Origin of the sequence: Rahnella sp. CG8, assembly GCF_023701875.1 — a bacterium.
Taxonomy (GTDB): Bacteria; Pseudomonadota; Gammaproteobacteria; order Enterobacterales; family Enterobacteriaceae; genus Rahnella; species Rahnella aceris.
This window is the reverse complement of sequence record NZ_JABAED010000042.1, coordinates 1-21,984: the sequence shown is the minus strand read 5'-3', so window position 1 is coordinate 21,984 and position 21,984 is coordinate 1. Positions and strand designations below refer to the sequence as shown.

22 protein-coding genes are annotated in these 21,984 nt (G+C 53.1%); 11 read left to right on the top strand and 11 right to left on the bottom strand.

Translation table 11 applies throughout. The features are described from left to right. Nucleotides 1–25: 25 nt before the first annotated feature. The gene (locus HGO41_RS24170; protein ID WP_250981561.1) at nt 26–928 is read right to left on the bottom strand and encodes a LysR family transcriptional regulator; all 903 of its coding nucleotides are present in this window, start codon (nt 926–928) and stop codon (nt 26–28) included. Between the two features lie 87 nt (nt 929–1,015). Here HGO41_RS24170 and HGO41_RS24165 point away from each other — a divergent pair, with 87 nt between their 5' ends. The 5 genes from HGO41_RS24165 (at nt 1,016) to HGO41_RS24145 (ending at nt 5,655) form a co-directional block, all read left to right on the top strand. Further along, nucleotides 1,016–1,810 (top strand): transporter substrate-binding domain-containing protein, encoded by a 795-nt coding sequence (locus HGO41_RS24165; protein WP_250981560.1) that lies wholly within the window; start codon nt 1,016–1,018, stop codon nt 1,808–1,810. Next, nucleotides 1,807–2,595: an amino acid ABC transporter ATP-binding protein gene (locus tag HGO41_RS24160; protein WP_250981559.1), complete on the top strand. Its 789-nt coding sequence runs from the start codon at nt 1,807–1,809 to the stop codon at nt 2,593–2,595. The genes HGO41_RS24165 and HGO41_RS24160 overlap by 4 nt, the downstream gene beginning before the upstream one ends. A 2-nt stretch (nt 2,596–2,597) precedes the next feature. Beyond that, nucleotides 2,598–3,275 carry an amino acid ABC transporter permease gene (locus HGO41_RS24155; protein ID WP_250981558.1) on the top strand — a complete coding sequence of 226 codons (678 nt, stop codon included), beginning with the start codon at nt 2,598–2,600 and terminating at the stop codon, nt 3,273–3,275. 16 nt (nt 3,276–3,291) lie between these two features. Next, nucleotides 3,292–4,695, top strand: a complete 1,404-nt coding sequence (locus HGO41_RS24150; protein WP_250981557.1) for an MmgE/PrpD family protein — start codon at nt 3,292–3,294, stop codon at nt 4,693–4,695. A gap of 120 nt (nt 4,696–4,815) precedes the next feature. Then, nucleotides 4,816–5,655 (top strand): DMT family transporter, encoded by an 840-nt coding sequence (locus tag HGO41_RS24145; protein ID WP_250981556.1) that lies wholly within the window; start codon nt 4,816–4,818, stop codon nt 5,653–5,655. A 276-nt stretch (nt 5,656–5,931) separates the two neighbouring features. Here the strand turns inward: HGO41_RS24145 and HGO41_RS24140 are convergent, their stop codons facing one another. Next, nucleotides 5,932–6,459, bottom strand: a complete 528-nt coding sequence (locus tag HGO41_RS24140) for an Lrp/AsnC family transcriptional regulator (RefSeq protein ID WP_250981555.1) — start codon at nt 6,457–6,459, stop codon at nt 5,932–5,934. A 96-nt stretch (nt 6,460–6,555) separates the two neighbouring features. On the opposite strand from HGO41_RS24140, the gene HGO41_RS24135 reads away from it, so the two are divergent. Both HGO41_RS24135 and HGO41_RS24130 read left to right on the top strand, forming a co-directional pair. Next, nucleotides 6,556–8,019 carry a pyridoxal-phosphate dependent enzyme gene (locus HGO41_RS24135; RefSeq protein ID WP_250981554.1) on the top strand — a complete coding sequence of 488 codons (1,464 nt, stop codon included), beginning with the start codon at nt 6,556–6,558 and terminating at the stop codon, nt 8,017–8,019. A 740-nt stretch (nt 8,020–8,759) separates the two neighbouring features. After that, nucleotides 8,760–9,245 carry a GNAT family N-acetyltransferase gene (locus HGO41_RS24130; RefSeq protein WP_250981553.1) on the top strand — a complete coding sequence of 162 codons (486 nt, stop codon included), beginning with the start codon at nt 8,760–8,762 and terminating at the stop codon, nt 9,243–9,245. Between the two features lie 42 nt (nt 9,246–9,287). Here HGO41_RS24130 and HGO41_RS24125 read toward each other — a convergent pair whose 3' ends face one another. The 3 genes from HGO41_RS24125 to HGO41_RS24115 form a co-directional block, all read right to left on the bottom strand. Further along, a complete protein-coding gene (locus HGO41_RS24125) occupies nt 9,288–9,617 on the bottom strand; it encodes a MerR family transcriptional regulator (RefSeq protein ID WP_250981552.1) in 330 nt (109 codons plus the stop codon). Between the two features lie 49 nt (nt 9,618–9,666). Next, nucleotides 9,667–10,338 (bottom strand): IS21 family transposase, encoded by a 672-nt coding sequence (gene istA / locus HGO41_RS24120; protein WP_250981551.1) that lies wholly within the window; start codon nt 10,336–10,338, stop codon nt 9,667–9,669. 165 nt (nt 10,339–10,503) lie between these two features. Then, a complete protein-coding gene (locus tag HGO41_RS24115; protein WP_250981568.1) occupies nt 10,504–11,412 on the bottom strand; it encodes a LysR family transcriptional regulator in 909 nt (302 codons plus the stop codon). A gap of 145 nt (nt 11,413–11,557) precedes the next feature. Here HGO41_RS24115 and HGO41_RS24110 point away from each other — a divergent pair, with 145 nt between their 5' ends. Continuing rightward, nucleotides 11,558–12,733 carry an MFS transporter gene (locus HGO41_RS24110; protein ID WP_250981550.1) on the top strand — a complete coding sequence of 392 codons (1,176 nt, stop codon included), beginning with the start codon at nt 11,558–11,560 and terminating at the stop codon, nt 12,731–12,733. A 52-nt stretch (nt 12,734–12,785) separates the two neighbouring features. Here HGO41_RS24110 and HGO41_RS24105 read toward each other — a convergent pair whose 3' ends face one another. The 5 genes from HGO41_RS24105 to HGO41_RS24085 form a co-directional block, all read right to left on the bottom strand. Then, nucleotides 12,786–14,330 (bottom strand): IS3 family transposase, encoded by a 1,545-nt coding sequence (locus HGO41_RS24105; protein WP_250981549.1) that lies wholly within the window; start codon nt 14,328–14,330, stop codon nt 12,786–12,788. 70 nt (nt 14,331–14,400) lie between these two features. Continuing rightward, entirely contained in the window at nt 14,401–14,712 is a 312-nt protein-coding gene (locus HGO41_RS24100; RefSeq protein WP_250981548.1) for an Abi family protein, read from the bottom strand. A gap of 197 nt (nt 14,713–14,909) precedes the next feature. Then, nucleotides 14,910–15,515, bottom strand: coding sequence for a DUF2913 family protein (locus HGO41_RS24095; protein ID WP_250981547.1), 606 nt, complete (start codon nt 15,513–15,515; stop codon nt 14,910–14,912). Then, entirely contained in the window at nt 15,496–16,125 is a 630-nt protein-coding gene (locus HGO41_RS24090; protein WP_250981546.1) for a hypothetical protein, read from the bottom strand. The genes HGO41_RS24095 and HGO41_RS24090 overlap by 20 nt, the downstream gene beginning before the upstream one ends. 24 nt (nt 16,126–16,149) lie before the next feature. Continuing rightward, complete coding sequence (locus tag HGO41_RS24085) at nt 16,150–16,362, bottom strand: hypothetical protein (RefSeq protein WP_250981545.1); 213 nt, start codon at nt 16,360–16,362, stop codon at nt 16,150–16,152. A 404-nt stretch (nt 16,363–16,766) separates the two neighbouring features. Between HGO41_RS24085 and HGO41_RS24080 the strand changes: the two genes are divergently transcribed. Then, a complete protein-coding gene (locus HGO41_RS24080; protein ID WP_250981544.1) occupies nt 16,767–16,955 on the top strand; it encodes a ribbon-helix-helix domain-containing protein in 189 nt (62 codons plus the stop codon). A gap of 604 nt (nt 16,956–17,559) precedes the next feature. On the opposite strand, the gene HGO41_RS24075 is transcribed toward HGO41_RS24080, so the two are convergent. Then, complete coding sequence (locus tag HGO41_RS24075) at nt 17,560–18,423, bottom strand: DNA-binding protein (protein WP_250981543.1); 864 nt, start codon at nt 18,421–18,423, stop codon at nt 17,560–17,562. A gap of 737 nt (nt 18,424–19,160) precedes the next feature. Between HGO41_RS24075 and HGO41_RS24070 the strand changes: the two genes are divergently transcribed. Together HGO41_RS24070 and HGO41_RS24065 are read left to right on the top strand one after the other, a co-directional pair. Continuing rightward, nucleotides 19,161–19,955: a TetR/AcrR family transcriptional regulator gene (locus HGO41_RS24070; RefSeq protein ID WP_250981542.1), complete on the top strand. Its 795-nt coding sequence runs from the start codon at nt 19,161–19,163 to the stop codon at nt 19,953–19,955. Between the two features lie 77 nt (nt 19,956–20,032). Then, on the top strand, nt 20,033–21,460 hold the full coding sequence (locus HGO41_RS24065; RefSeq protein WP_250981541.1) for an MFS transporter: 1,428 nt from the start codon (nt 20,033–20,035) through the stop codon (nt 21,458–21,460). Nucleotides 21,461–21,984 lie beyond the last annotated feature (524 nt).

Below are 21,984 nucleotides of genomic sequence, written 5' to 3'. Positions count from 1 at the left end.
CATAACCTGATTATCAACGTTATGATCATTCCCTGCGTGAAGGCGTGTCAATAAGCGTTCGCATCGCCTTAATAAACCGCTCGGTGGGTTGTGCCGCAACGCTGCGCCCGGCGGTAATGGCCGTAATGGCTATGGGGAGCTTAGGTATGAATGGCTTGATTGACAGGCCATCAATATTCGTGCCTGACAGAGTAAATTCATCTACCAGCGTCAATCCGGCCCCCTGGCGCACCAGATTCACCGCCATCGTATACCGGTTGGTCTCCAGCGCGGATACCGGACGTTCGCGAAAACCGGGAATAGCGGCGGACATCATGGCAATCAGGCGCGGGTCGGTGGTGATGTAGATCAACTCGCGGGGATCGATATCGTCCCAGGTCACTGCCGCCTGCGCCGCCAAGGGGTGCGTTTGCGGCATAACGCACACTATCTCGCCACGGCAAACCAGGTTGCCCACCGGTGTTGAACTCTCCTCCGGCTGAATGATAAATCCCAGGTCGTACTGCCCCTGCCCGACGGCGTTCTCGATGTCGTTGTTTAGACACATGTCGAGCACCAGGCCGTAATCGGGAAATTCTTGCCGGAACATGGCGGCGGCCAGCGGCAGAATGTTAATCGCCAGGGCGGGGGTGGCACAGATACGCAACTGACCGAAACGGTAGCGCCGTACATGGTCAAGGAAACGTTCAAAGCGGGCCATGCCCTCCTGCATGCGCATGGCCTCTTCAAACACCTGTTCGGCCTCGGGTGTAGGCACCATTTTTCCATTGGCGCGCTCGAACAACGTGAAACCGATCTGCTGCTCGACCAACGCTAGGCTTTTGCTTACCGAAGGCTGCGACATACCGAGCGCCTGGGCGGCCGCGGTCACCGATCCAAGCTGTACCACCTTGACGAAAACATCAAGCTGTTTTGAACTCATTGCCATAAGTGAATATTCTTATATGAATTATGCATTTTGGTGAATGCCTATTGGGTTATAAACTGGCCACAATTATTCTTTTTGGAGCATAACATGAAATTTCGAATGACACAGTGGGTGGCCGCTTCTACTTTAGCCTTGGGCGTGATGTTTGGCCTGACTTCGATGTGCGCCGCCGCCAGCCTGCAGGATATTTTAGGCGGCAAGGTCGTGCGTATCGGCGCCGTCAATGCACCGCCCTGGTACCAGAAGGATCTGCGCACCAATGAATGGACCGGTCTGGTTCCCGATATCGCCCAGGCCTTGTTTCAATCCACCGGCGTAAAAATCGAATATATCGATACCCAGTGGGGAACGGCGGTGGCCGGTTTGCAGTCCGATCGTTTTGATCTGCTGGGCGGGTTTAACAACACGCCGGAGCGGGCAAAAGCCATCGACTTTACGCGGCCGATGGGCGCGCACAAGATTGGCGTCCTGACCCTCGAAAACCAGGCCGATAAGTATGCCACCTGGGACCAGATTAACGTTGCTTCCGTCAAACTCGCGGCCATCGACGGTTCGGCGGCGGTCACATTGCTGCAGCCCAAGTTGCTGAATACGCAGTGGATCATTGTGCCGACCAGCGATGCCATGCAACTCGAATTGGAGAGCGGCCGGGCCAATGTTCTACTCACCAACGACATTCAAATGTCGCAATACATCGCCAAACGCGGCCGCGGGACCATGATTATTCCCACGCCGGTACAGGAGCAACCTACTAATATCGGTTTGCGCAAAGATCGGGCTGCGTTACGTGAATGGCTGGACCAGCGGCTTGACAGCCTGCAGAACGACGGCACGCTCGACCGTATCTGGAGCAAATATATCGTCCAGGCAACGAAACCATGAGCGAGTCTTTACTGCCGCCGTTGCTGAGAGTTAAATCCCTGGGCAAGTCTTTTGCCGGGCGGCCGGTACTGAGCGACATTTCTTTCCAGGTCCATACCGCCGAAGTCATCGGGTTGATCGGACGTAGCGGTTCGGGTAAATCGACCCTGTTGCGCTGCCTCAACCGGCTTGAGCACCCCGATACGGGCCGGATTTGGCTGGCTGACGAAGAAATAGGATTCCAGGGAACCAAACGTCATCCCGCGCGCGCAGGGACGTTGGCCCGGCAACGTGCCGCAATGTCGATGGTGTTTCAGCATTTTAATCTCTGGCCGCACCGTACGGTGCTGCAAAATGTCACTGAGGGGCCCATTTCGGTGCGCGGTGTGCCCCGTGACCTCGCCATCGCGCAAGCCATGGCGATCCTGACACGGATAGGTTTGGCGTCAAAGGCCCATGCCTATCCGGTGACCTTGTCCGGTGGCCAGCAGCAACGGGTGTCCATCGCCCGTGCGCTGGCCATGCAACCGCGCCTGATTCTGTTCGACGAACCGACGTCCGCCCTGGATCCTGAACTGGTCGGTGAAGTGCTGTCGGTTATGACCGATTTGGCCGGTTCCGGCACCACCATGCTGGTGGTGACACATGAAATGCGGTTTGCGTTGCGGGTCTGCCATCGCATTCTGTTTCTTGACCAAGGCCGGATTGTTGATCAGGGAACGCCCGCGGCGCTATTGCAACGTCCTCCTGACACGGCGATCCGCCGTTTTCTTGCCTCGTCCGGTCCCATGCCCGAGAGAAACTGACTATGCCTGCTTATCAATGGGATTTTGGGGTATTGCTTGACTATCGGGGGGTGCTGGCCGACGGCATTCTTATGACGATCCGGGTGCTGGCTTTATCGGTCACGCTGGGCATCCTCGTCGGGCTGGTGCTGGCCCCCTTGCGCGCCGCGACATCTCGGCTGGTGCGCCTACCGGCGCAAGCACTGATCGAAGTGGTGCGCTCCATACCGCCGCTGGTGCTGGTGGTGTGGGCCTACTACTGCCTGCCGATATTGACGGGCTTGACGTTGTCCTCCTACTGGACCTGTGTGTTGGCCCTGGCGCTGTATGGCAGCGTCTTTTTCGCCGAGATTTTCCGATCGGGTTTGCAGTCGGTGGACCCCGGATTAGCGGAAGCGGGGCTTGCGGTAGGGATGACCCCTTTCAAAGTCCTCGTGCGTATTACCGCGCCCATTGGTTTCCTGCGCATCCTGCCCGCCTTTGTCGGTCAATGTGTCATGTCGGTAAAAAACTCGGTCCTTGGCAGCTACATCGCGGTAGGAGAGTTGCTTTATCAGGGCCAACGTCTGAGCACCGCGACTTTCCGGCCTTTGGAAACGCTGACCTTTGTCGCCCTGTTTTTTGTCGTCACTATACTGCCGCTCTCTGTGCTGGCCAGCTATGTGGAACGGCGTATCCAGGCCCGTTACTTTAAACGCTGAACAGAGATTTTACTCCATGACATTGACCCGTACCCTGGTTCGTTTCGCGACCCATCTGGCTATTACGGACGTGCCGCAAGCTATGCTGCACAAGCTGCAACTGCATATGCTTGACGCCATCGGCTGCGGCTGGGCCGCCAGCCGCACCACCATGGCGCAGCGGGCACGGTCTGCCGCGCTGGCGCTCGGCGGGACCGGACCCTGCCTGGTATTTGGCGACGCCCGGGGGCATACCCCGGCGGCGGCGGCTTTCGCCAATGCCTTTATCATCAATGCCCTCGACCATGATGACGGCGTCGAAATTGAAGGAAAAGGCCTGGGGCATCCCGGCGCAACGCTGATGGCGGCGGCGATGGCGGCGATGGATCAGCAGCCACACTCTATCGACCGGGCTGATGTGCTGGCGGCGCTGGCCGCCGGTTTTGAAGTGAATAATCGCCTTATCCATGCGTTGCAGCCGAGTGCGGAGCGTTTTGCCCAGGTCTATGGCGTCGCCCAGCACCAGGCCATCGGCGCAGCTGTGGTGTATGGCCGGCTGTGCCGTTTCGATGAACCCACCATGCATAAGGCCATTGGTCTGGCCGCGACTCTGACCTGTGTGCCCAGCCTTCATAAATACAATTGGCAGGACCGTCCTATCGCTTCGCTTAAGGATGCCGTCGCGCCGGCGGCGCAAGCGGGGGTGCAGGCCGCCATCATGGCCCGATTGGGGTTTGAGGGGAGTAGGGATGTGCTGGATGGTCCGCAAGGTTATTGGCGGATGGTGGGGTCAGATCGTTTTGCGCCGGAGATCCTGGTTGACGGGCTGGGAATCCATTGGTATATCGGCTACGGCAGCTTCAAGCGCTATCCGGCCTGCCGCTGGCTGGCGTGCGCGCTGGAGTGTATAGACACTATTATGCAGGACACCGGCTGGACGCCGGGGGAGATTGCCCGCATCGAGGTGCATGCTCCCGCACGATTAGCCGATGATTTCATGGACTATGCGCCGGACAATCCGACCGATGCCCAGTTCAGTTTGCCATACACGCTGGCGGCCGCTGCCATGGGCCTGACCCGCGGCGCGGCTTGGTATGAGGTGGAATACCTGCATTCTCCGCGCCTGCGGGAGTTGGCGGCAAAAGTCCAGGTCGCGGTGGACCCGATGCTGGATGAACGTATGCGCGGTGCAGACCGCCAGCCCGGCGCACGCGTCATCGTCTTCAATCTTGCTGGCATTCGGGTGGAGCAAACATTGTTTGTGCCGCTTGGCGGCGCCCTTCGGCCGATGCACGAGGAGGAAATTGTGGAAAAAGCGCGCATCAATCTTACCGGTCATGTCAGGGATCCTGAAGGCGTCATCGCAGGCATTCTGCAAATAGCAAAGCCAGGGGACACTTATGCTGGGGCCAAGGATGTCGTGAGGGAGTTTCTTTTGTGATCGTCCGCTCTCAAGACGGGAGAACACTGGACAGGCAGGCTAGCAGTAATCTATTAAAGTAAAGATTATTCTGACCATTATATTTCATTAATTAGGTAATTAAGATGCCTGGGAGCGAAAATGTCTATCTTAATGGGGTTACTTTCAGCGATTTGCTGGGGTAGTACGGATTTTCTGGCGGGCTCGGCAGCGCGCAAGATCGGTGTTTCAAAGTCACTATTTTTTAGCCAAATTTTCGGTCTGCTGCTTCTCTCAGCTATCGCGCTGTATTCTTATGAGCCGTTTAGTTTTAGCGTTGAGAATTTGTCGATATGTATCGCCGCATCTGTCTGTAATCTCTTAGCAATGGTCTTTCTTTTGAAAGCCTTGGCTATCGGCAAAGCCGCTATTGTCGCCCCGATTGCCTCACTCTATGGCGCGATAACAACGATTCTCTCCCTCCTGTCCGGTAACTCTCTAACATCTTTGACTATTTTTAGTCTGGGTTTATGTGTGGTCGGTGCCTGCCTTACCAGCATTCCAAAATCAAGCGATGGTAAACGGGAGTCTTCAGCATCAGTCATTTTTGCGTTTCTTTCTTCAATAATGTTTGGCGCAGGATTCTGGCTTCAGGGTGAATTTGCCGTGCATGCGTTTGGGGTAATTAATGCCCTATGGGTCTATTATTGTACTGCAGTGGTTATTTTATCGAGCTATTTGCTGGTAAAAAAGGAATTTTCAGCACCTCCAATATCCATTTTGTCATTAATTTTCGCAATAAGTTTCTTCAGCTTAGTCGGATTTTTCTCTTTAGCCTATGGCGCAAAATTAGGACATGTCGCGATAGTCACGGTGCTAAGTTCACTGGCGAGCGGAGTAACAGCCCTATTAGGCTTTTTCATACTAGGAGAGCGCCTCAGCAAATTACAAACCAGTGGCTTGATGGTGATCATTGCAGGTGTCATGTTGCTAAAATTGTAATACTACCCGCACCTTCACCCAAAACAATATCTTCCATTACCTCCATGCCGGTTTATGAAATATTTTCCGAGGTCGGTTATGAGAACCTGACGTTTTTCTTCAAAAAATTCAAAGAAAAATATAACGCATTGCCCCATTTATTATGGCGATAACAGTAAAATTAGCGATTCATAATCTTAACTGGATACTGCACGCACGGTTGGTAAAAAAATTTGCCGTGTTGATAGCGGCTATTATCGCGAAGGGCCAGTGGGAATGTGCATGCCCTGATACCGGTCAGAACGGCGCGACCTGGTCCGGTGCGAGGGGGAGGGCTGTGCCGAATTTTACTTTGTCCATCACTACCCAGGTAGTGAAACTGCGCACGTTCGAATCGGCCATAATTACCTCTTGGGTGAAGCGTTCGTAATCCTGCAGGTCGCGGCAAACCACGGTCAAGATAAAGTCATATTCTCCGGTGACGTAATAACACTGTTGGACCTGTGCTTGCTTAAGCATCGCTTGTTTAAACGTGTTGATCTGTGCGTTGCGTTCTTCAAACAAATCGATACCCACCAGACAAGTTACCGGAAAGCCGAGGACGCGAGCGTCCAGCGTGGCGGTTTCCCGCTCGATGATGCCGCTTTCGCGCATCCGTTTAAGCCGCCTTTGCACCGCAGCCGCCGACAGACCGACCTCTTCACCGATAAGTTGTGCGATATGGCGTGTATCACGCTGATACCGCGCCAGGATACGGCGGTCGAATTCATCTATAGCGGTTATGCTGTGGCTCTGCTGCGGCTTAGCCGCGTTTTTACCGTTCATTTATCCGTTAGTCCGCAAAATAGCGCTTGAATATGACGTCACCAGGCGCTGTAACGCCGTTAAACTACATTAACACTAACGGCGGAGGGGGAAAAGATGTCCAGAGTGCTCACCATTATCACCGACGACGCGCCGGGATTGCATGGCATTGCCGGTCCGGTCATTAATTTCGATTCCGAACTGCGGCGGATTACCGGCGATTTGCAGGCCACGCTGGCGGATTTTCGCCTAAGGGCTGGTTTTGGCCGGGCGATGGCCGCACCGCAGGTGGATATTCCGCTGCGGATTATCGTGCTGCATCTGGGCGCCCGGCCTTTTGCTATGATTAACCCCTGTATTTTATGGCGCAGTGACGCTATGCAGGACGTCTGGGATGATTGCCTGAGCGTACCGGAGGCGGTCGTCAGGGTGCTGCGTCATTTGAGCATCAGCGTGGTATGGCAAGACGAACAGGGTTTCTTGCATCATTGGGATAAGCTGCCGCCGGATATGTCGGAACTGATCCAACATGAAATCGATCACCTCGACGGCATCTTGATGACCGACCGGGCGATAGGTGCCGATGCCATCCGACCCATAGCCGAACGATCGGCCCTGATCGACGGACAGCGGCCCGCGCACCGGCTTAGCCTGGACCATATTCGCCAGGCGCCCGATGCCATCGACCCGGTATTCCTTAATACGCCGCAGTACGAATGTCCCCAGTTATCGGCTCAACTCGGGCGCGCCGTATGGCTCAAAGTGGAAACGCTTAATCCGCTGCGCTGTTTTAAAGGGCGTGGCGCGGGCCTGGCTATCGCCGCCGCGCTCGCCCGCGGCGAATCGCGTCCGCTGGTCTGCGCCAGCGCGGGCAATTGGGGGCTGGCGCTGGCGTACTATTGCCATAAGGCCAGCCTGCCGCTGACGGTGTTTGCCGCGCAAAATGCCAACCCGCTGAAAATTGAGGCCATTGCCGCCTACGGTGCCGATATCAGGCAGGTAGGCGCTGATTTTGATAGCGCCAAGGAACAGGGCCAACGATATTGCGGCAGCATCGGCGGCTGGTTTATCGAAGACGGCCTGGAGCCGGAAGTGAGCGAAGGGGCCGGTACTATCGCTCTGGAGCTGTTGTCAGCCGGCGTTCCGTTCCGTGCAATCTATATCCCGGTCGGCAACGGTGCGTTGATTGGCGGTATGGCGCGCTGGATCAAGGCATCGGCGCCGGATATCCGCATTATCGGCGTGTGTCCGCGCGGCGCTGACGCCATGTACCAAAGCTGGTTGACTCATCGGATAGTGATCGGCGGGGCGGTAAATACCCAGGCCGACGGCCTGGCGGTACGCGTGCCGGTAGCGCAGGCGTTGGAAGATATGCGCGATGTGGTAGACGAAATGATCTTGGTTGAGGAGGCGCAGATAGCCGTGGCAACACGTTATGCGCTTAAATATGCCGGGCTTATCCTGGAGCCTTCCGGCGCGGTATCCCTGGCCGGTATTTTGTCACATACGCCAGAGAGCCCAATGTTATGCCCCGGCCCGGTCGCTGCTATTCTGACCGGAGCGAATATAGCATGTGACTAAGCGTCATTATCTGACAATATTTTTGTATATCAAACCGCATGGGGGCCAACTTTTTCACTGATAATCAAACCGAGATCCCTAATGTGTGCCGTTGCGGAAACTATTGGGATAATGCCGTAGCCGAATTGTCTGTTACAAAAAATCGTGGCTATATCCGGCACTGTAAGGTGAATATTATACAACGTGTTAAATGACCCTTTTTTGAGGTAAAGAATGGTCAAGTTTGCGGATTTATCTGTTGAACGTCATGGCTCCCAGGTTTTGGCGATTTTTTTGGTGGTGCTATCAGATCTTCTTTATGTCATTGGATATTTAATATCTTAAGTGTTGGTAATATCGTATGGATTCTCAGCTATACAGGTCATTTTCTTGAGATGTAGCATTGTTCTTATCAGTGGGCTGGCATTAACCCTGGCACCCTCAGCCGGAATTACCTGGCGTCGAATCTGGTTCCTGTTCGTCCCTTGGAACAAAGAGCGGCGGCTGCGGCGATATTAGACGCACTCATCCATGAACTCAAAGCGGTAAAAACTATCGATCGATAGTTAAAGTTGATTGTATTCGACTGTTTTTCAGACAATTATATACTTGAGGGATACAGCCTACTCATCGCCGTTTACAGCGGGGGAACAGTCATCCGCACTGCCGCTTGGTGAGTACGCTCGGCGTATGGGCGTTCTTACCCGACCTGTACCCGGTGAAAGCTATCAGAAAATGCAAAAACGAGAGGGACTGGTTCGATGTTTTACATGGCTGAAAGAAAGGATGTTGACACCATTGCAGAAATTGTTAGGGAAACCATAACCTCTACTTATCCGAAATATTATCCAGATGGCGTGGTTGAATTTTTTTTGAATTATCATTCTACTGACAGTATCAGGGATGCCGTTGATGCTGGAGGGGTTTATATTCTCACCGCTCAAGGAAAAGCAGTCGCCACAGGGAGCATCAAAGATAATGAAATATGTAGGCTGTTTGTTTTACCATTATTTCAGGGTAAAAGACTGGGTAGTTACATGATGGACAAGCTTGAGACGCTGGTGTTCGGTTACAGTAACGAAATCAGACTGGATGCATCTTTACCTGCCTGTGGTATGTATCTCAAGAGGGGCTATAAGCCCGTTTCTTTTGAGTCGGTTCTGACCACATATGACCATCGGCTTTGTTATTTTATTTTAGAAAAACAAAAGATAACTGACCCGGCGACTAAGGAAACCGGAAGCTAGACCTATTGAGGGACACAGCCTAAATCAAGATCTCCTCAAGCGCTAGCGAAGCAGGCGGCTCTTATTGAAGGATTCAACCTGCCGATCGATCTGTTCAAGCTGTTCCCTGATCCTCGATTTCAGCGCATGGCACAAAGGTGCAGGTGTTGATCCTGACGGTACGCAGGCCAGCAAACTCCGAATGGCGGCCAGTGTGAGACCAGACCCATTGAGCAAGGCGATACCGTTGATCCTTTCTACGTCTTCGAACCCATAGTAACGATAGCCAGATTCAGATCGAGGTGGATTGAGTAAGCCTTCCTGCTCATAGTAGCGCAGCATCCTGACGCTGACGCTGACGCCGATTCGCGATGAAAGTTCTCCGATCTTCATTTTCGCCCTTGACTCTAACAGTACTGTCAGAGTTTACCATTGGCACAATTCAACAACAACGCAAGGAGCGGCAACCATGCTTAAACTTGCCGGTAATCGGTGATCGGAATGGGGCGAAACATGCACCATAGACATCGCGTTCAAGAATAATGGTCTTGGCGTTGTCAAAAAGCAGGTGCTGTGGCGTTCCGCCAAAGGCGCGCAGCGCCTGCTCAATGCCATCACACCATGCGGCGGTGTCCTGGCAGGAGTAGAAACGGACAAAGGTTACCCGGCTCCAGCCAAGGGTGGCAACAAAAGCCAACAACGGGTGACGGCCTTGTCTTATCACGGTGAAATCAACCTGCATCTGCTCGCCTGGCTGGATCTCAAAACGGACCACCGGGTCAACCGGTTGTTGCTTAAGGTGAAGCAAAAAGGCGGTGAGCATACTGTAGCCCCCGGAATATCCCCGAAGTTGTATCTCACTGAGCATGACGCTGCCCGGGATCCAATGCGGTCTGGCGGCGTACACACGTTCAAGAATATAAGGCTTATACGGGTCAAGCTTGCCGGGCCTCGGCGCCCTGGTCTTATAGCTGGCCCTGGCAGGGGACCCCTGCATACGGATATAGCGGCGGACGGTCTGCCGGGAACAGGAAAGCTGGCGAGCAATGCCGCGTATAGACATGCCCTGACGTAAAAGAACTGCGATCTCCACTCGTAACTCCAATGTCAGCATGGGCAGCTTCTTAAAGCTGCCATTGTTACCCCAGGTGGGTCAGATTTACATTGGTAGGGTCATAATTACATCGGTAGCGACAGGTATGGCAGGACCCGGCCCGAAAGGGATTTGTGCGTGTTCAGGCGTGTTTCATGTATTAGCATTTTTGCGACAGTGGGGACTTCAAGCTTCCCATGGGGGGACGCGCCAGAGCTCAGCAAGGAAATCACCGAAGGTGCTAATACGCTTAGGGATGGGGTCACGCTTCGGTCGCACGAAGCTGATAGGGCTGGTTTCTTCCTCCCAGCCGGGCAAAATATGGACGAGCCGCCCGGCTCGCAGTTCATCAGCCACATCCCAGAGTTCCCGCAGCGACACGCCAAGCCCGGCGATACACCAGGTCCGCAACGTATCACCACTGTCGGTGGCAAGATTGCTTGATATCACGACCTCGTGAACCTCACGACCTTTGCGAAGAGTCCAACTGTTCCGGCCCAATCCCGGATAGGAAAACAGCAGGCAGGTGTGGTCTACCAGATCGCCTGGCTGTATCGGGGGGGCATGCTGTTCGAGATAGTCGGGCGCTGCAACCAAGATGCGGCGATTGTTAGCCAGATGCCGTGCGATCAGCCGGGAGTCGGCCAGCTTCGCTACGCGGATGGCCACATCGATATCGCCTGTGTAGAGGTCCACAATTCGGTCGGTCAGGTGCAGTTCGAAGCCGACTTTTGGATGCAATTTGCGAAAGGCGGCTGTCGCCGTCGCCACATAGCGACTGCCGAAGGGGACGGGTGCCGTCACGCGGATCGTACCTGTCAGTTCGTCAGATCCGGCCCGCGCGATCTCAGTGGCTTCATCCAGAAGAATAAGCGCGGCGCGCGCGCGCTCGACGATGGCGCGGCCTTCTTCAGTTATCTTCAGCCGGCGCGTATTGCGCTCAAACAGGGTCGTGCCAAGCTGCCTTTCCAGCCGGGCGATCTGCTTGCTAACTGTGGTCGGGGCGAGGTCCATCGCACGTGCGGCGGCTGAAAAACTACCGCATTCGGTCACACGAACAAACACCACGAGATCATCGAGATTGCGAAAGCTCATTTCTTCCAAAATGTCATCAGTATTCTCCTACTATGATACTTTCTGGCGAGTATGGCAAAGCGCAAGATGACAGCCACAACAATTTTGCCTGCCCGGATCTGAGGTATCGTAAGCAGACGGTAGGCTTTACTGAAAAGGGTTGGGCATGCCTGCTGTCATCTACGTCTTCTCGCTGTGCGCCTTTGCTGTAGGCTTTACCGAGTTCATCACCATCGGCCTTGTCTCCGCGATCGCCAATGATCTGCATCTTGACGTCACCCGCATAGGTCTCACCGTCACAACCTATGCGGCCGGCGTCGTCATTGGGGCGCCAATCCTGACCGCGCTTGCCGCCCGCTGGTCACGCAAGCACCTGATCCTCGTCGCCATGCTGGTGTTTAGCGTTGGCAATGTGATCGCGGCCTTCTCCGATAGCTTGCCACCGTTGCTCTTCGCCCGGTTGCTGTCGGGCCTCGCCCACGGGGTTTTCTTTGCCGTCGCGTCGAGCGTGGCGACAAGGCTGGTCGCACCGCAGCGCGCGGGCTCGGCTCTTGCCCTGGTCTTTGGCGGTGTCACGGTGGCTATGTCGCTCGGCGTTCCGGTCGGCGCCTGGCTTGGATCCATCCTCCACTGGCAGATGATTTTCCTTGTCATCGCGGCCTGTGGTCTACTCGGTAGCCTCGGTATTGTCGCTTTGATGCCGACCGGATCGGGTGAGCCCGCAACGAAGAGTGCTGGCCTGCGCGATCTCGGCGTCCTTCTGGACCGACGGCTACTCACCGGGGCAAGCATCCCGATGCTTTCCTATACCGGCTCATTCGCGCTCTATACGTTCGTTTCACCGATGTTGTTACAGGTCACGCAAGTCAGCGTAGAAACCGCGAGCGTAGCGCTTTTTGCCTATGGGGTAGGGGCTGCATTTGGCAACATACTGGGTGGTCGCTTGACGGATAGTCAGGGCATGGACCGCGCATCAGTCATCCAGCTCGTCGGGATCGTGCTGTCGCTGTTTATGATGGCCTTCGCGCTTCACCAACCCGTGGCGATGATCGGCCTGGTCGCACTCTTGGGCCTGTCCACCTATGGAGCCATTCCCCCGCTTCAGTCCCGTATCCTGATGCTCGCTGGGCGTTATCAGCCCCAGGCGATGGATGTGGCCTCGGGGATGAACATTGCCGCCTTCAACGCTGGCGTCGTGTTCGGTTCAGGGATCGGCGGTGTGGCCATCAACGCCTGGGGTTTATCCTCCCTTGCACCGGTCGGCGCGATCATCGCCGTGATTGCTGTCATCGCGCTTAGTTGGCAAATAGTCTTACCGTCGATGAAAGCACCTCGGCCCTGAGGCTGAAGCCGAAATGAGATATACCTCACAATTGTGGTGATGTATTTGGTTGTTACGACACAGTAGAACTGTTGTCGTTGTCAGTGGAGAATAGTCCAAGTTTTGGTCCGCACCTCCGTTTGATACGTCTTTCGTTATACCACCGGATGTAGGTGTCCACGTTGTTCATAAAACCTTCCAGCGTGATCCCGGACCAGTCACGACCATAGTACATTTCATTCTTAAGTCGTCCGAAGAAGCCTTCGCAGGCGGCATTATCGGGAGAACATCCCTTACGTGACATTGAGCGGACCAGTCCCGATACCTGGATACGTTTAAGCCAGCCAGGCCAGCGGTAATGTCCGCCTCTGTCGCTGTGTATGATCGGCCTGTCATCACCAGTCAGTGTGCTGATGGCTCCATCAAGCATGGTATTGGCCAACTGCGCATTAGGCCGTGTTCCGATCGACCAACTCACCACTTTGCCGTCAAAGCAGTCGACCACGGGCGATAGCCAGACCTTCCCTGCAGGAAGCTGGAACTCCGTGATATCCGTCAGCCACTTTTCGTTTGGAGAGCTAGCATTAAAATTTCTGGCGAGCAAATTTTCGGGTGCGGGGCCTATTTCACCGCAGTAGGAACTGTAACGGCGACGACGGGACCGACTGACAACGAGTTGCTCCTCTGCCATCAGCCTGCGCACGACCTTTTCTGAGATGGGCGTCTCGTTCTGACGCAGCATGGCATGGATACGGCGGTAACCGTAGCAGCGATAATTTCTATGGAAGATTTCTGTCATGATGGCGCGAGTATCCGCGTATTTATCGCTCAGGTGCAGGCCTGCTTTGTGATAAAAGTAGCAGCTGCGTGCAAGCTGTATGACATCGAGCAGTTCCGCCAGTGGGTAACCCTCTTTCAGGGCATCAACGACCTTAGTCTTCTCCCTGTTTGTCAGGGTCAGAGCGCTGATGCCCAGGCCTTTTTTTATGAGTTCGCCGGCTTTCGTAAGGATGTCGCGCTCCAGTTGTAAACGGCGTATCTGCTGTTTAAGCTTAGCGACCTCATCGAGCAGAGCGTCACGTTCATCTTCTGGAGGGGACTCGTTGCGTTTGCGCATGTTTTGATATGCCTCACCACCGAGCAATTCATCCTTCCATTTATACAACACCTGTCGGCTGACACCAATGTTTTGCGCGATCTCCCGTGCGCTGGCACCGCGCATACACAGATCTCTGACAGCCTGGCGTTTCTGGTCAAGCTCGAAGTCGGTGCCATGCTTTTTAGCACTCGTCAACATCCGGTGTCTACCGGGGTGCAGCTCGTCAATCCAACCCCGGAGTACTTCGCTGCAGGGGTACCCAAGAGCTCTACGGGTGCCAACCAGGCTGCAACCATAGGTCAAGTAGTGGTCCACGGCTACCTTCTTCTGTTCGGTCGTGTATTGCAGCCGCGAACGCAAATAGCACGTCGGTAAATGATGAGATTGTTCATATTCTCGATACCAGCTTTTAAGTGCATTCTTTGTCGGGTAACCCAACTGACGAAGAGTAGCTGCGGTACGTTTTCCGAGTCTGATGTAGAGCCTAACCGCTCGAATGCGATCTTCGTATGAATACATGGACTTCCTCCAAAATAGTCCAAGTTTTCGTCCGCACCCCCAGTGGATCAGTTTTAAACCGTTATTGACACTATATAAGCAGAACCTGCCCGCCCTGTGAAAAAAAAGTGTCGTCGAGATACCAAAACGGATTGTTTGAATGGGCCGACAAAGCATGATCGAGCCTGTCTCTCAGCTTCACCACCAGCCGTGCAATCACGCCTAACAGCAGCACCCGGAACTTTTCGTCAAACCGGTAAAGCTCAACGCCATACTCAAAATATTCATGTTTCCTGTAATGTTTACCGCTAGGGCTGGCTGGATCTGATAGGGGATGAAGGTAGATTTTGAAATGGTAGTAATTTATCTGGCTCAGTGTGCGTTCTGCTTCAGCCTCGTCCAAAAATTCAAGCTGCTTGCCCTTAAGATCGTTAACCAGATCGGCTGAGAAAGAAGGAATAGCACAAAGACACAGTTAAAAGTAGCTAGGACTATGCGTATTATGACAGTAGAAGCCGTTTGACAAGCTATCGGATAGTCGGATGTCGATTTGGCCAAAGTAAAGCATTGATCACCTTTACGCGCTTGCATAATAGACGCTTATGCATCCGGCGCAATGATCAACTGCTGAGGGATGGCATTTGAAAGAGAGCAATGAAAACCGCAGTGTCCCAGGATGGCCTGAACCGCAGCGGTCGTCCCCTCAATTTCCAACACCAATGGTTCTCGTTGGTGTCCTTGTTCATCAAATACGCTGCGCATAGCCTTAGCATCCACCAACACCCCTTTCCCCTTGGGAAAACTTGCCGTGCGCCCCTCCCCCTTCTTCTGCGAGGCAGCAAAAGCGTTCTGCCAACCGTCCAATTGCAGCAGCGTCAGTGCGCAGTGCAAACGATACATATCGCTATGCTGCGACAGTAGGCCAGCGCCCAATTCCCAATAATACTGTAGGCAATGCTTCAGCCGGGTTGAAGATGTTTTGACTTGGCCAAGTCGAATTAATGCCAGAATCACCGGGGCTACATCGCGTGAAAATCGCTTTTCACGCTGAGCCTGCTGGAGCCATCGCAGGAGAAACGCCTGTTCGGCTGTGTCAGCACCTATCCGACCATCTAGCCTGGCCAGCGCGACCGCGACCAGACTGCACCAGGCGAAATGGGTTACTTGTGGGGGCAATCTCATCGTCTCATCGCTTACGAAATTCATGTGTAAACCGTGCCGGTTGGGATGCTGCTGCGACGCGGGACGCGCAAAACTCTTCGGTATTGGCAGGTCGGAGTGGAGGTCGACCGGACGTTGGGTGACGCGCCACGAAATTGGGCGATTGATAGCGGGCTATTAGACGGCGCCGTAAGGCTTTGCGGTACTGTGCCTGGTGATGGAGATCCCGGGCCAGCCGATATAACGCATCATAGCCAATGTCCTTATGCTCCACGACAAACACTTTAACCGCGCTCTGCAACGCGTCGCTGGTCTGACTCAGGGCAATCAGATCAGCGCCGGTGACGGGCAGGACGGGAATATTATCGGGCAGATGATACAGCCCGTTGCGCGTGACGAAGGGCGAGCCGATCAGCGTGAATGCCCCCCAGACGAGCCCCCCGACAAGGGCGCCGAGAGCTATCATCTGCCCTAAACCGGGGCAAAGCCGGGACAATACCATCCCCACCATCAGCGTGCTGCCGGCCCACATCAGGAGGGCCAGCCAGAGTCGGGATGTGTGGACGACAAGTGTGGGGTGACGCTGGGCATTCTCGCGCTGGATGATATTTAACACCATGCTCCGGATAAGCGTGACATCATTCTGTGGTGACATGAATGTAAGCCTTTTTATAAATGTTCAGACAGAAAAAGCCGCGCGGTAAAGCTGCTGCCAATAGTTCAACCGGTGGCGGAAGTACATCCGCATAGCGGGGGGTTGCGCCAGCTCAAGCTCGCTGACTTTCTGCGCGGATGCGCCATCTCGCTTGAGGCACATGGCATGGAACGCCGCCATATCGGCGGCGATGCGCTGCTGGCCCTGCGGGGAAAGCGGAATAAAGTTTTCCATCATACCTGTCCTGCGGGTTGCTGGGTAACGTGATCAGTAAACGGTGCAGGTGTTGCCCCAAAGGGACTGAATGCCGAATAGTATTTTTTTTCGCCGATAAAAATTACGCGCGCTGGCCCGAGTTGTAAAGCCCTTTAACCACTGATGTCAACGGAAGACGTTTGCTACGACGCCCGGCCAAGATGGCCGGGGCCAAGATGGCCGGGGCCAATAAAGATGGGTCACGCTTCCCGGGTTTTACCCCGGAGCGTGACCCGTTCCCTGGTGTAACGAACATTGAGTAACCGTTTCTATTATCGTGGTGCTTAACTATATAAGCACTATATAGACACTATTTTCAACCACTATATTTAAACTTACGGCCCTTTACACTACCTGTCTCAATTTATGGATAACACGGTAGCGCTATGGCTGAGCCATTTTTGAAGAACAGGACGCGATTCACTTCTTCCCTTGATAACCACTTGGTACCTCTTTTTAATGCGTTAGCAAAGAAAACTCGCATCCCAAAAAGCCGGCTCCTGGATGAAGCTATTGAGGATCTATTAACAAAACATTCCATCACCGATATTGCCCAAGATAAAACCGATAATTGAAAACCGTCACGCCCACTCTTTTCTAAGCAGCCGGCTTTGCCATATGCCTGGTGGTAGAGCTGGTTTGTCTAGGCTGGCTATTCACCGATAGGGACGTGGTCAAGCGGAAGCGAAGCAATTTCGGGCAAAATTTTTCAACCGCTATCGGTGAGATGCTTACGTCAATTATCGTGGCCGACGCCTGGCTGACCTTCACACACACTTTTCGCTAGACAGTTTTAATGTCATTTATTGTGGGCGCGCCAGGATCGCCTGAACCACAGCAGTCATATCCTCAATGTCCAACATCTATGGGTCTTTCGGCCATATTTTTATCGGTCATCCACATGTCACCTGCCTCCCTTGCTTTTAATCCGTGGTTTTTCAGGATTTGCGCGGTCTGCAATGCCTCCTCCCATGAAAGACAGAGGCAGCGCAGAGTGAACAGGTGCCGACCGACATTCATGCTGTACACGACACCAGGCAGGTGCGCCCTCTCTGGTTGAGCCATGCCGTGGAATTATTCAGGTCCGAGTGCGACTATCACCAGCCTAGACAGATAACCATCTATACTGGCATTTCGTCATGTGATAGACACCCACGACTCCCCATATCCGGTTTGGAATTAGTTGGCCTTTTTGCCTTTAACTTGTGAGGCCGCACCGGGCGACCCGTCGCGGCTGGCCAACAGCTCGGCCAGCGCAGCGTTCTGCTCCTTCATGGCTTTCAGTTCGCCCAGCAACGCGGCTTTTTCTTCCCGCTCCGTGCTGGCGTCTTGGCGCGCAGTGTCGCGAGCCTCAAGGGCGTCGCTCACCGTCTGTAACTGGTGCTCAGCGGCGGCCGCGGCGGATCTTTCGCGGTCGTCCAAGCGGGTTTTCAGCTCGTTCACTCGATCCTGCCATTCAGCCTGTTGCCTGTTATGCTGTTCGGCAGCCAACTGGGCGCCCTGTTCCGCGTTGACCAGGCGAGTTTTCGCCGCCGCCAGTCGCTCTTTAACCTGGGCTAAATCGATTTCCAACTGATGTTTTAACGCCTGAGTTTCCGCCAACTGCTGTGCGGTCGCCGCGTGGGTGTCGCGCAGCGCGTCCAGGTCGCTTTCCAGCTCGTTCACCATCGATGCGGCATCGGCCAGCTCACGCTCGGCCTGGGCGGTCTGTTCGCCGGCAGCGCGGGTGATCTCGGCCACCCGCCGTTCCGCCGCCTTGACCGCTTTATCATTGAGCTCGACGGCCAGTTGGCCAATGCGCTCGGCCAGCGCGCTCGATACCGCCTTGACCTCTTCCGCCACTTCTACCGGCAATTCGGCCACCGGCTCTTGCATCACCATCAATTGTCCTGCCTGGTAGTCGTCCCAGACCTTACGCAAACGGGCCTGGTCACCACCGCCCACTTTTTTGCGCAGGGCAAAGCCGGTGATGGGCCGGCCTTCGGCCTGCAGCGCCTTGCCGGCGTCGATGATGTCTTCGGGTGTAAAGGTTACAGGGCGCATGGTCAATCCTCCGCTGGGTGTATGTCGATATTTTAAACAAAAGAAATTAAGAAAGAAAGTAATAAACAAAGAAAGTAAGTAATTCTATATGCGACCCCCCATCACGCCGTATCACTCTCATTTGGCATTTTTCGTATTGACCCTCATTCAGTCGAACATGAATACCAGCCTTGAGATTTATGTATAATTGTTTCTCCAACCTAGCCAATACGAAGAAATGAGCAATGCGTGAGGATTTACAACGTGTGCTAATCATGGGTAACAGCGGGTCGGGAAAAAGCTGGCTGGCTATTCAGCTGTCTGAACGGACGTGCTTGCCCGTTACGGCGTTGTAATGTTGAAAGGCCGATATTCATCGTTTCAGCAGCCTGGGTCACCGGGTACTTGTGCTGAAGAACAAGATTGACGCATTCCTGTTTGAACTCATGGGTAAACGTTTTTCTTCGCATTCTCACCTCGTTAGTGTTACTTAGTATATCTCTAACAAAGTGTCCTGTTTGATTAGACCATTACCCCGGCGGCAACGTTGTCCCCAGAGCTTCACACCGAGCTGTTGCCGATCAGCATGTCCGGGTAGGTAACGGTTGATGGAACAACCGGTTTCATCAGGTCATACTTTCTCCAGTGAAACAGAAACTCAAGCGACTTTCAGGTCGCAAGTGGACCTCTAATCCGACAAACAACGTGCTATTGTTGTTCATGCTGGCCTCCGTGAGGGAAATGCCGGGGTGCGGCTTATGCCCATCCATGTGGCTCTGGCAGTGATGTTAACCCGCGTTAAATACTTCACGCCAGGCCAGCACCTCTCTCACGGAAAGTCATACTGTCTTACGATTGTTCTATTCCGCTGGTTTTACTTTGATACAGAATTATCCGGCACAGCGATCGCGCACTTGATAATAGGGAATCAAATGGTCTATAATTTGCAGATGAAAACAACTATTCAACCCGGCCCGGGCCGCCCAAGAGAATTTGACCTCACCGAAGCCACAGAGAAGGCTTTACAGGTGTTTAAAGCTCATGGATTTGCGGCAGCATCGCTTTCAGATCTTTTGGACGGCACTGGTCTTTCTCGCGGTAGCCTTTACAAGGCGTTCGGTGATAAACATTCCCTTTTTTTATCTGTGCTTGAGCTCTATACAGAGAATGGCCTGTCCCGCCTAAAAAAAGACCTTGATAAAGCATCCAGTATAGACGCATTGCGTAATGCACTATTGCATTACGCACGTGTCTCTACAGGGGCTGAAGGGCTTGCGGGTTGCCCTATTACCGCTGCCGCGATGGAATGTTTGCCCGCAGATAAAGAAGTAACGATCCGGGTAGAACACATGTTCACACGCATACGGATGTACTTGACTGATACAATACGTCGAGGTCAAGCATTGGGGGAAATTTCTGCCAGTCAGGATGCCGAAGAGCTTGGCAAGTTTTTGCTATGTCTCATTGAAGGCATGCGAGTGGTGGGTAAAACCGGGGCCACGGAGCTATCGATGGATAGAATAGTAGATATCGCACTGTTAAAACTACAGTAATTTTGCTAATCAATTATGGACCAAATGGTTCCTATTATCTTCTTTTATAATGTTCTTTTATAATGAGAGAGAAAGTAATGAAAGATAAGACAAAAAATAATAATCGAGCGCAATGGTGGGCTCTCCTGATCTTATTGACCGGGACACTGCTGCCGCCAATGGATTTTTTTATTGTTAACGTCGCACTCCCCTCCATACAGGAAGACATGAAGACAACGGGTTCAATGTCACAGTTAGTGGTCTCCTGCTACGCGGCAAGCTATGCGGTATTTTTGATAACCGGCGGTCGCCTCGGGGACTTATACGGGAGAAGACAGGTGTTTATGATTGGCATGGTTTGTTTTGCCGCCTCTTCAGCTCTCTGTGGCTTGGCTTGGTCACCCACTGTCTTAATAGCTGGGCGTGTACTGCAAGGTGCCGCGGCAGCGGTTATGGCACCTCAATCATTGGCTTTGATCCACGCCATTTTTCCGGCCGAGCAAAAAAACCGCGCGCTTGGATTTTATGGCGCTACCTTTGGGTTAGCTTCGGTTATTGGGCAAGTACTCGGCGGTGTGCTTGTCACTACTGACCCGTTTGGTCTGGGCTGGCGAAATATTTTCCTGCTTAATCTGCCGATCGTAGCGGTAGCCGTACCTGCTGCCTGGTGGCTATTGCAAGAAACCCGCAGCAGCCATCCCGCAAAACTTGATCCCGGTGGTATGCTGCTGCTGGCCGTCGCGCTAACTGCCCTGGTTTTTCCTTTAGTGGAAGGCCGCGAAAAAGGATGGCCTCTCTGGTCAATCAGTTTATTGATATTGGCTCTCCCCACATTGATTCTATTTTGGCAATATGAAAAAAGAGTTGTCAGAAAAGGAACAGATCCCTTAGTTGTACCCGCCATATTCTCCGCACCAGGCATTAAGAGCGGCCTATGGGCAACCCTGTTCTTCTATTCCATCGCGCCATTCTTCCTATTTTTTGCTGTTTACCAGCAAATTGGTCTGGGCTTGAGCCCACTGCGTGTTGGCGTCGCCATTCTTCCGCTCGGGGCCGGTTTTTTGCTGGGGCCTTTGGCAAATCCTTATTTTATTAAATTCTTCAAAAATTATACAACTTCACTAGGGATGGCATTGGAGGTTATCGGCATGCTTCTTGTTGCTTTGCTGGTCATCCTGGAGCAACCACATTGGTTTCCTCTTCCCCTTTTTATCATTGGCTTTGGACAAGGCATTGCGATGCCCTCCTTGATTCGCAATGTGGTTGAGCACGTTGATAACCGTTGGTCAGGTTTAGCCGCTGGGTTAGTTAACTCCACCCTGCAAATAAGCGGAGCACTGGCGGTTGCCCTAATCGGTGGAGTGTTCTTCACTGTGGCCGGTCAAGTTCCTTCACCAGAAACGATAAGCCGAGCCTTTATCATCGCTTGCCTCATCATTGGGGGGACACTCGCACTGGCGGCAGTTTTATCAAGCTTTAGTGAACGAAAAAAACATTCAACTGCCCCTTTAACGAGTCAGACTTAATACATTGATAAATATGCTATTAAATTGTGTAAGATAAAAATATCGATATCTGTATAAATAATAAATTCACAAAAATGCTTGACCAATTTGGAACCGAATGATACAGAATTAAGGGGGGAAAGATACAAAATTAGGAGCGATAAGACAGGTTATAACTTCAGGCATGTGAATTCACAGTATATCAATTACTTATATAGAAAAGTGATATTGGATTTTTCTTATCTCTGGCAGATCCATACATATTTAGGGACCAAATGGTACATAATAAATCTTTTTGTGAAGGGGATAATAAGCATATGAATATTAAAGGTACGTTATCAAAACAGGACACCACTTCTTCGATGTCTCGCAAAAATATACAGATATCAGTCCCGACAATCATCCCTCCTGAAGGCGGAGAACACCTCATAAGACGGTGGGGATATCCGCTGACCATAAAAGTAGACCCCATATATGGACGCCCCGGGTGTTACAAGTACTGGTTCGATACGGTTTGCGACCATATATCCGGCGTCGTTAGTGGG

What these genes read in the sequence shown, in the direction of transcription:
- HGO41_RS24145 (WP_250981556.1), top strand. Translation starts at nt 4,816, where the DNA reads ATGTCTATCTTAATGGGGTTACTTTCAGCGATTTGCTGGGGTAGTACG.
- HGO41_RS24135 (WP_250981554.1), top strand. Translation starts at nt 6,556, where the DNA reads ATGTCCAGAGTGCTCACCATTATCACCGACGACGCGCCGGGATTGCAT.
- HGO41_RS24165 (WP_250981560.1), top strand. Translation starts at nt 1,016, where the DNA reads ATGAAATTTCGAATGACACAGTGGGTGGCCGCTTCTACTTTAGCCTTG.
- HGO41_RS24095 (WP_250981547.1), bottom strand. Translation starts at nt 15,515, where the DNA reads ATGAATTTCGTAAGCGATGAGACGATGAGATTGCCCCCACAAGTAACC.
- HGO41_RS24070 (WP_250981542.1), top strand. Translation starts at nt 19,161, where the DNA reads ATGCCCATCCATGTGGCTCTGGCAGTGATGTTAACCCGCGTTAAATAC.
- HGO41_RS24090 (WP_250981546.1), bottom strand. Translation starts at nt 16,125, where the DNA reads ATGTCACCACAGAATGATGTCACGCTTATCCGGAGCATGGTGTTAAAT.
- HGO41_RS24160 (WP_250981559.1), top strand. Translation starts at nt 1,807, where the DNA reads ATGAGCGAGTCTTTACTGCCGCCGTTGCTGAGAGTTAAATCCCTGGGC.
- HGO41_RS24105 (WP_250981549.1), bottom strand. Translation starts at nt 14,330, where the DNA reads ATGTATTCATACGAAGATCGCATTCGAGCGGTTAGGCTCTACATCAGA.
- HGO41_RS24170 (WP_250981561.1), bottom strand. Translation starts at nt 928, where the DNA reads ATGGCAATGAGTTCAAAACAGCTTGATGTTTTCGTCAAGGTGGTACAG.
- HGO41_RS24150 (WP_250981557.1), top strand. Translation starts at nt 3,292, where the DNA reads ATGACATTGACCCGTACCCTGGTTCGTTTCGCGACCCATCTGGCTATT.
- HGO41_RS24075 (WP_250981543.1), bottom strand. Translation starts at nt 18,423, where the DNA reads ATGCGCCCTGTAACCTTTACACCCGAAGACATCATCGACGCCGGCAAG.
- istA (WP_250981551.1), bottom strand. Translation starts at nt 10,338, where the DNA reads ATGCTGACATTGGAGTTACGAGTGGAGATCGCAGTTCTTTTACGTCAG.
- HGO41_RS24125 (WP_250981552.1), bottom strand. Translation starts at nt 9,617, where the DNA reads ATGAAGATCGGAGAACTTTCATCGCGAATCGGCGTCAGCGTCAGCGTC.
- HGO41_RS24065 (WP_250981541.1), top strand. Translation starts at nt 20,033, where the DNA reads ATGAAAGATAAGACAAAAAATAATAATCGAGCGCAATGGTGGGCTCTC.
- HGO41_RS24130 (WP_250981553.1), top strand. Translation starts at nt 8,760, where the DNA reads ATGTTTTACATGGCTGAAAGAAAGGATGTTGACACCATTGCAGAAATT.
- HGO41_RS24085 (WP_250981545.1), bottom strand. Translation starts at nt 16,362, where the DNA reads ATGATGGAAAACTTTATTCCGCTTTCCCCGCAGGGCCAGCAGCGCATC.
- HGO41_RS24110 (WP_250981550.1), top strand. Translation starts at nt 11,558, where the DNA reads ATGCCTGCTGTCATCTACGTCTTCTCGCTGTGCGCCTTTGCTGTAGGC.
- HGO41_RS24155 (WP_250981558.1), top strand. Translation starts at nt 2,598, where the DNA reads ATGCCTGCTTATCAATGGGATTTTGGGGTATTGCTTGACTATCGGGGG.
- HGO41_RS24080 (WP_250981544.1), top strand. Translation starts at nt 16,767, where the DNA reads ATGGCTGAGCCATTTTTGAAGAACAGGACGCGATTCACTTCTTCCCTT.
- HGO41_RS24115 (WP_250981568.1), bottom strand. Translation starts at nt 11,412, where the DNA reads ATGAGCTTTCGCAATCTCGATGATCTCGTGGTGTTTGTTCGTGTGACC.
- HGO41_RS24140 (WP_250981555.1), bottom strand. Translation starts at nt 6,459, where the DNA reads ATGAACGGTAAAAACGCGGCTAAGCCGCAGCAGAGCCACAGCATAACC.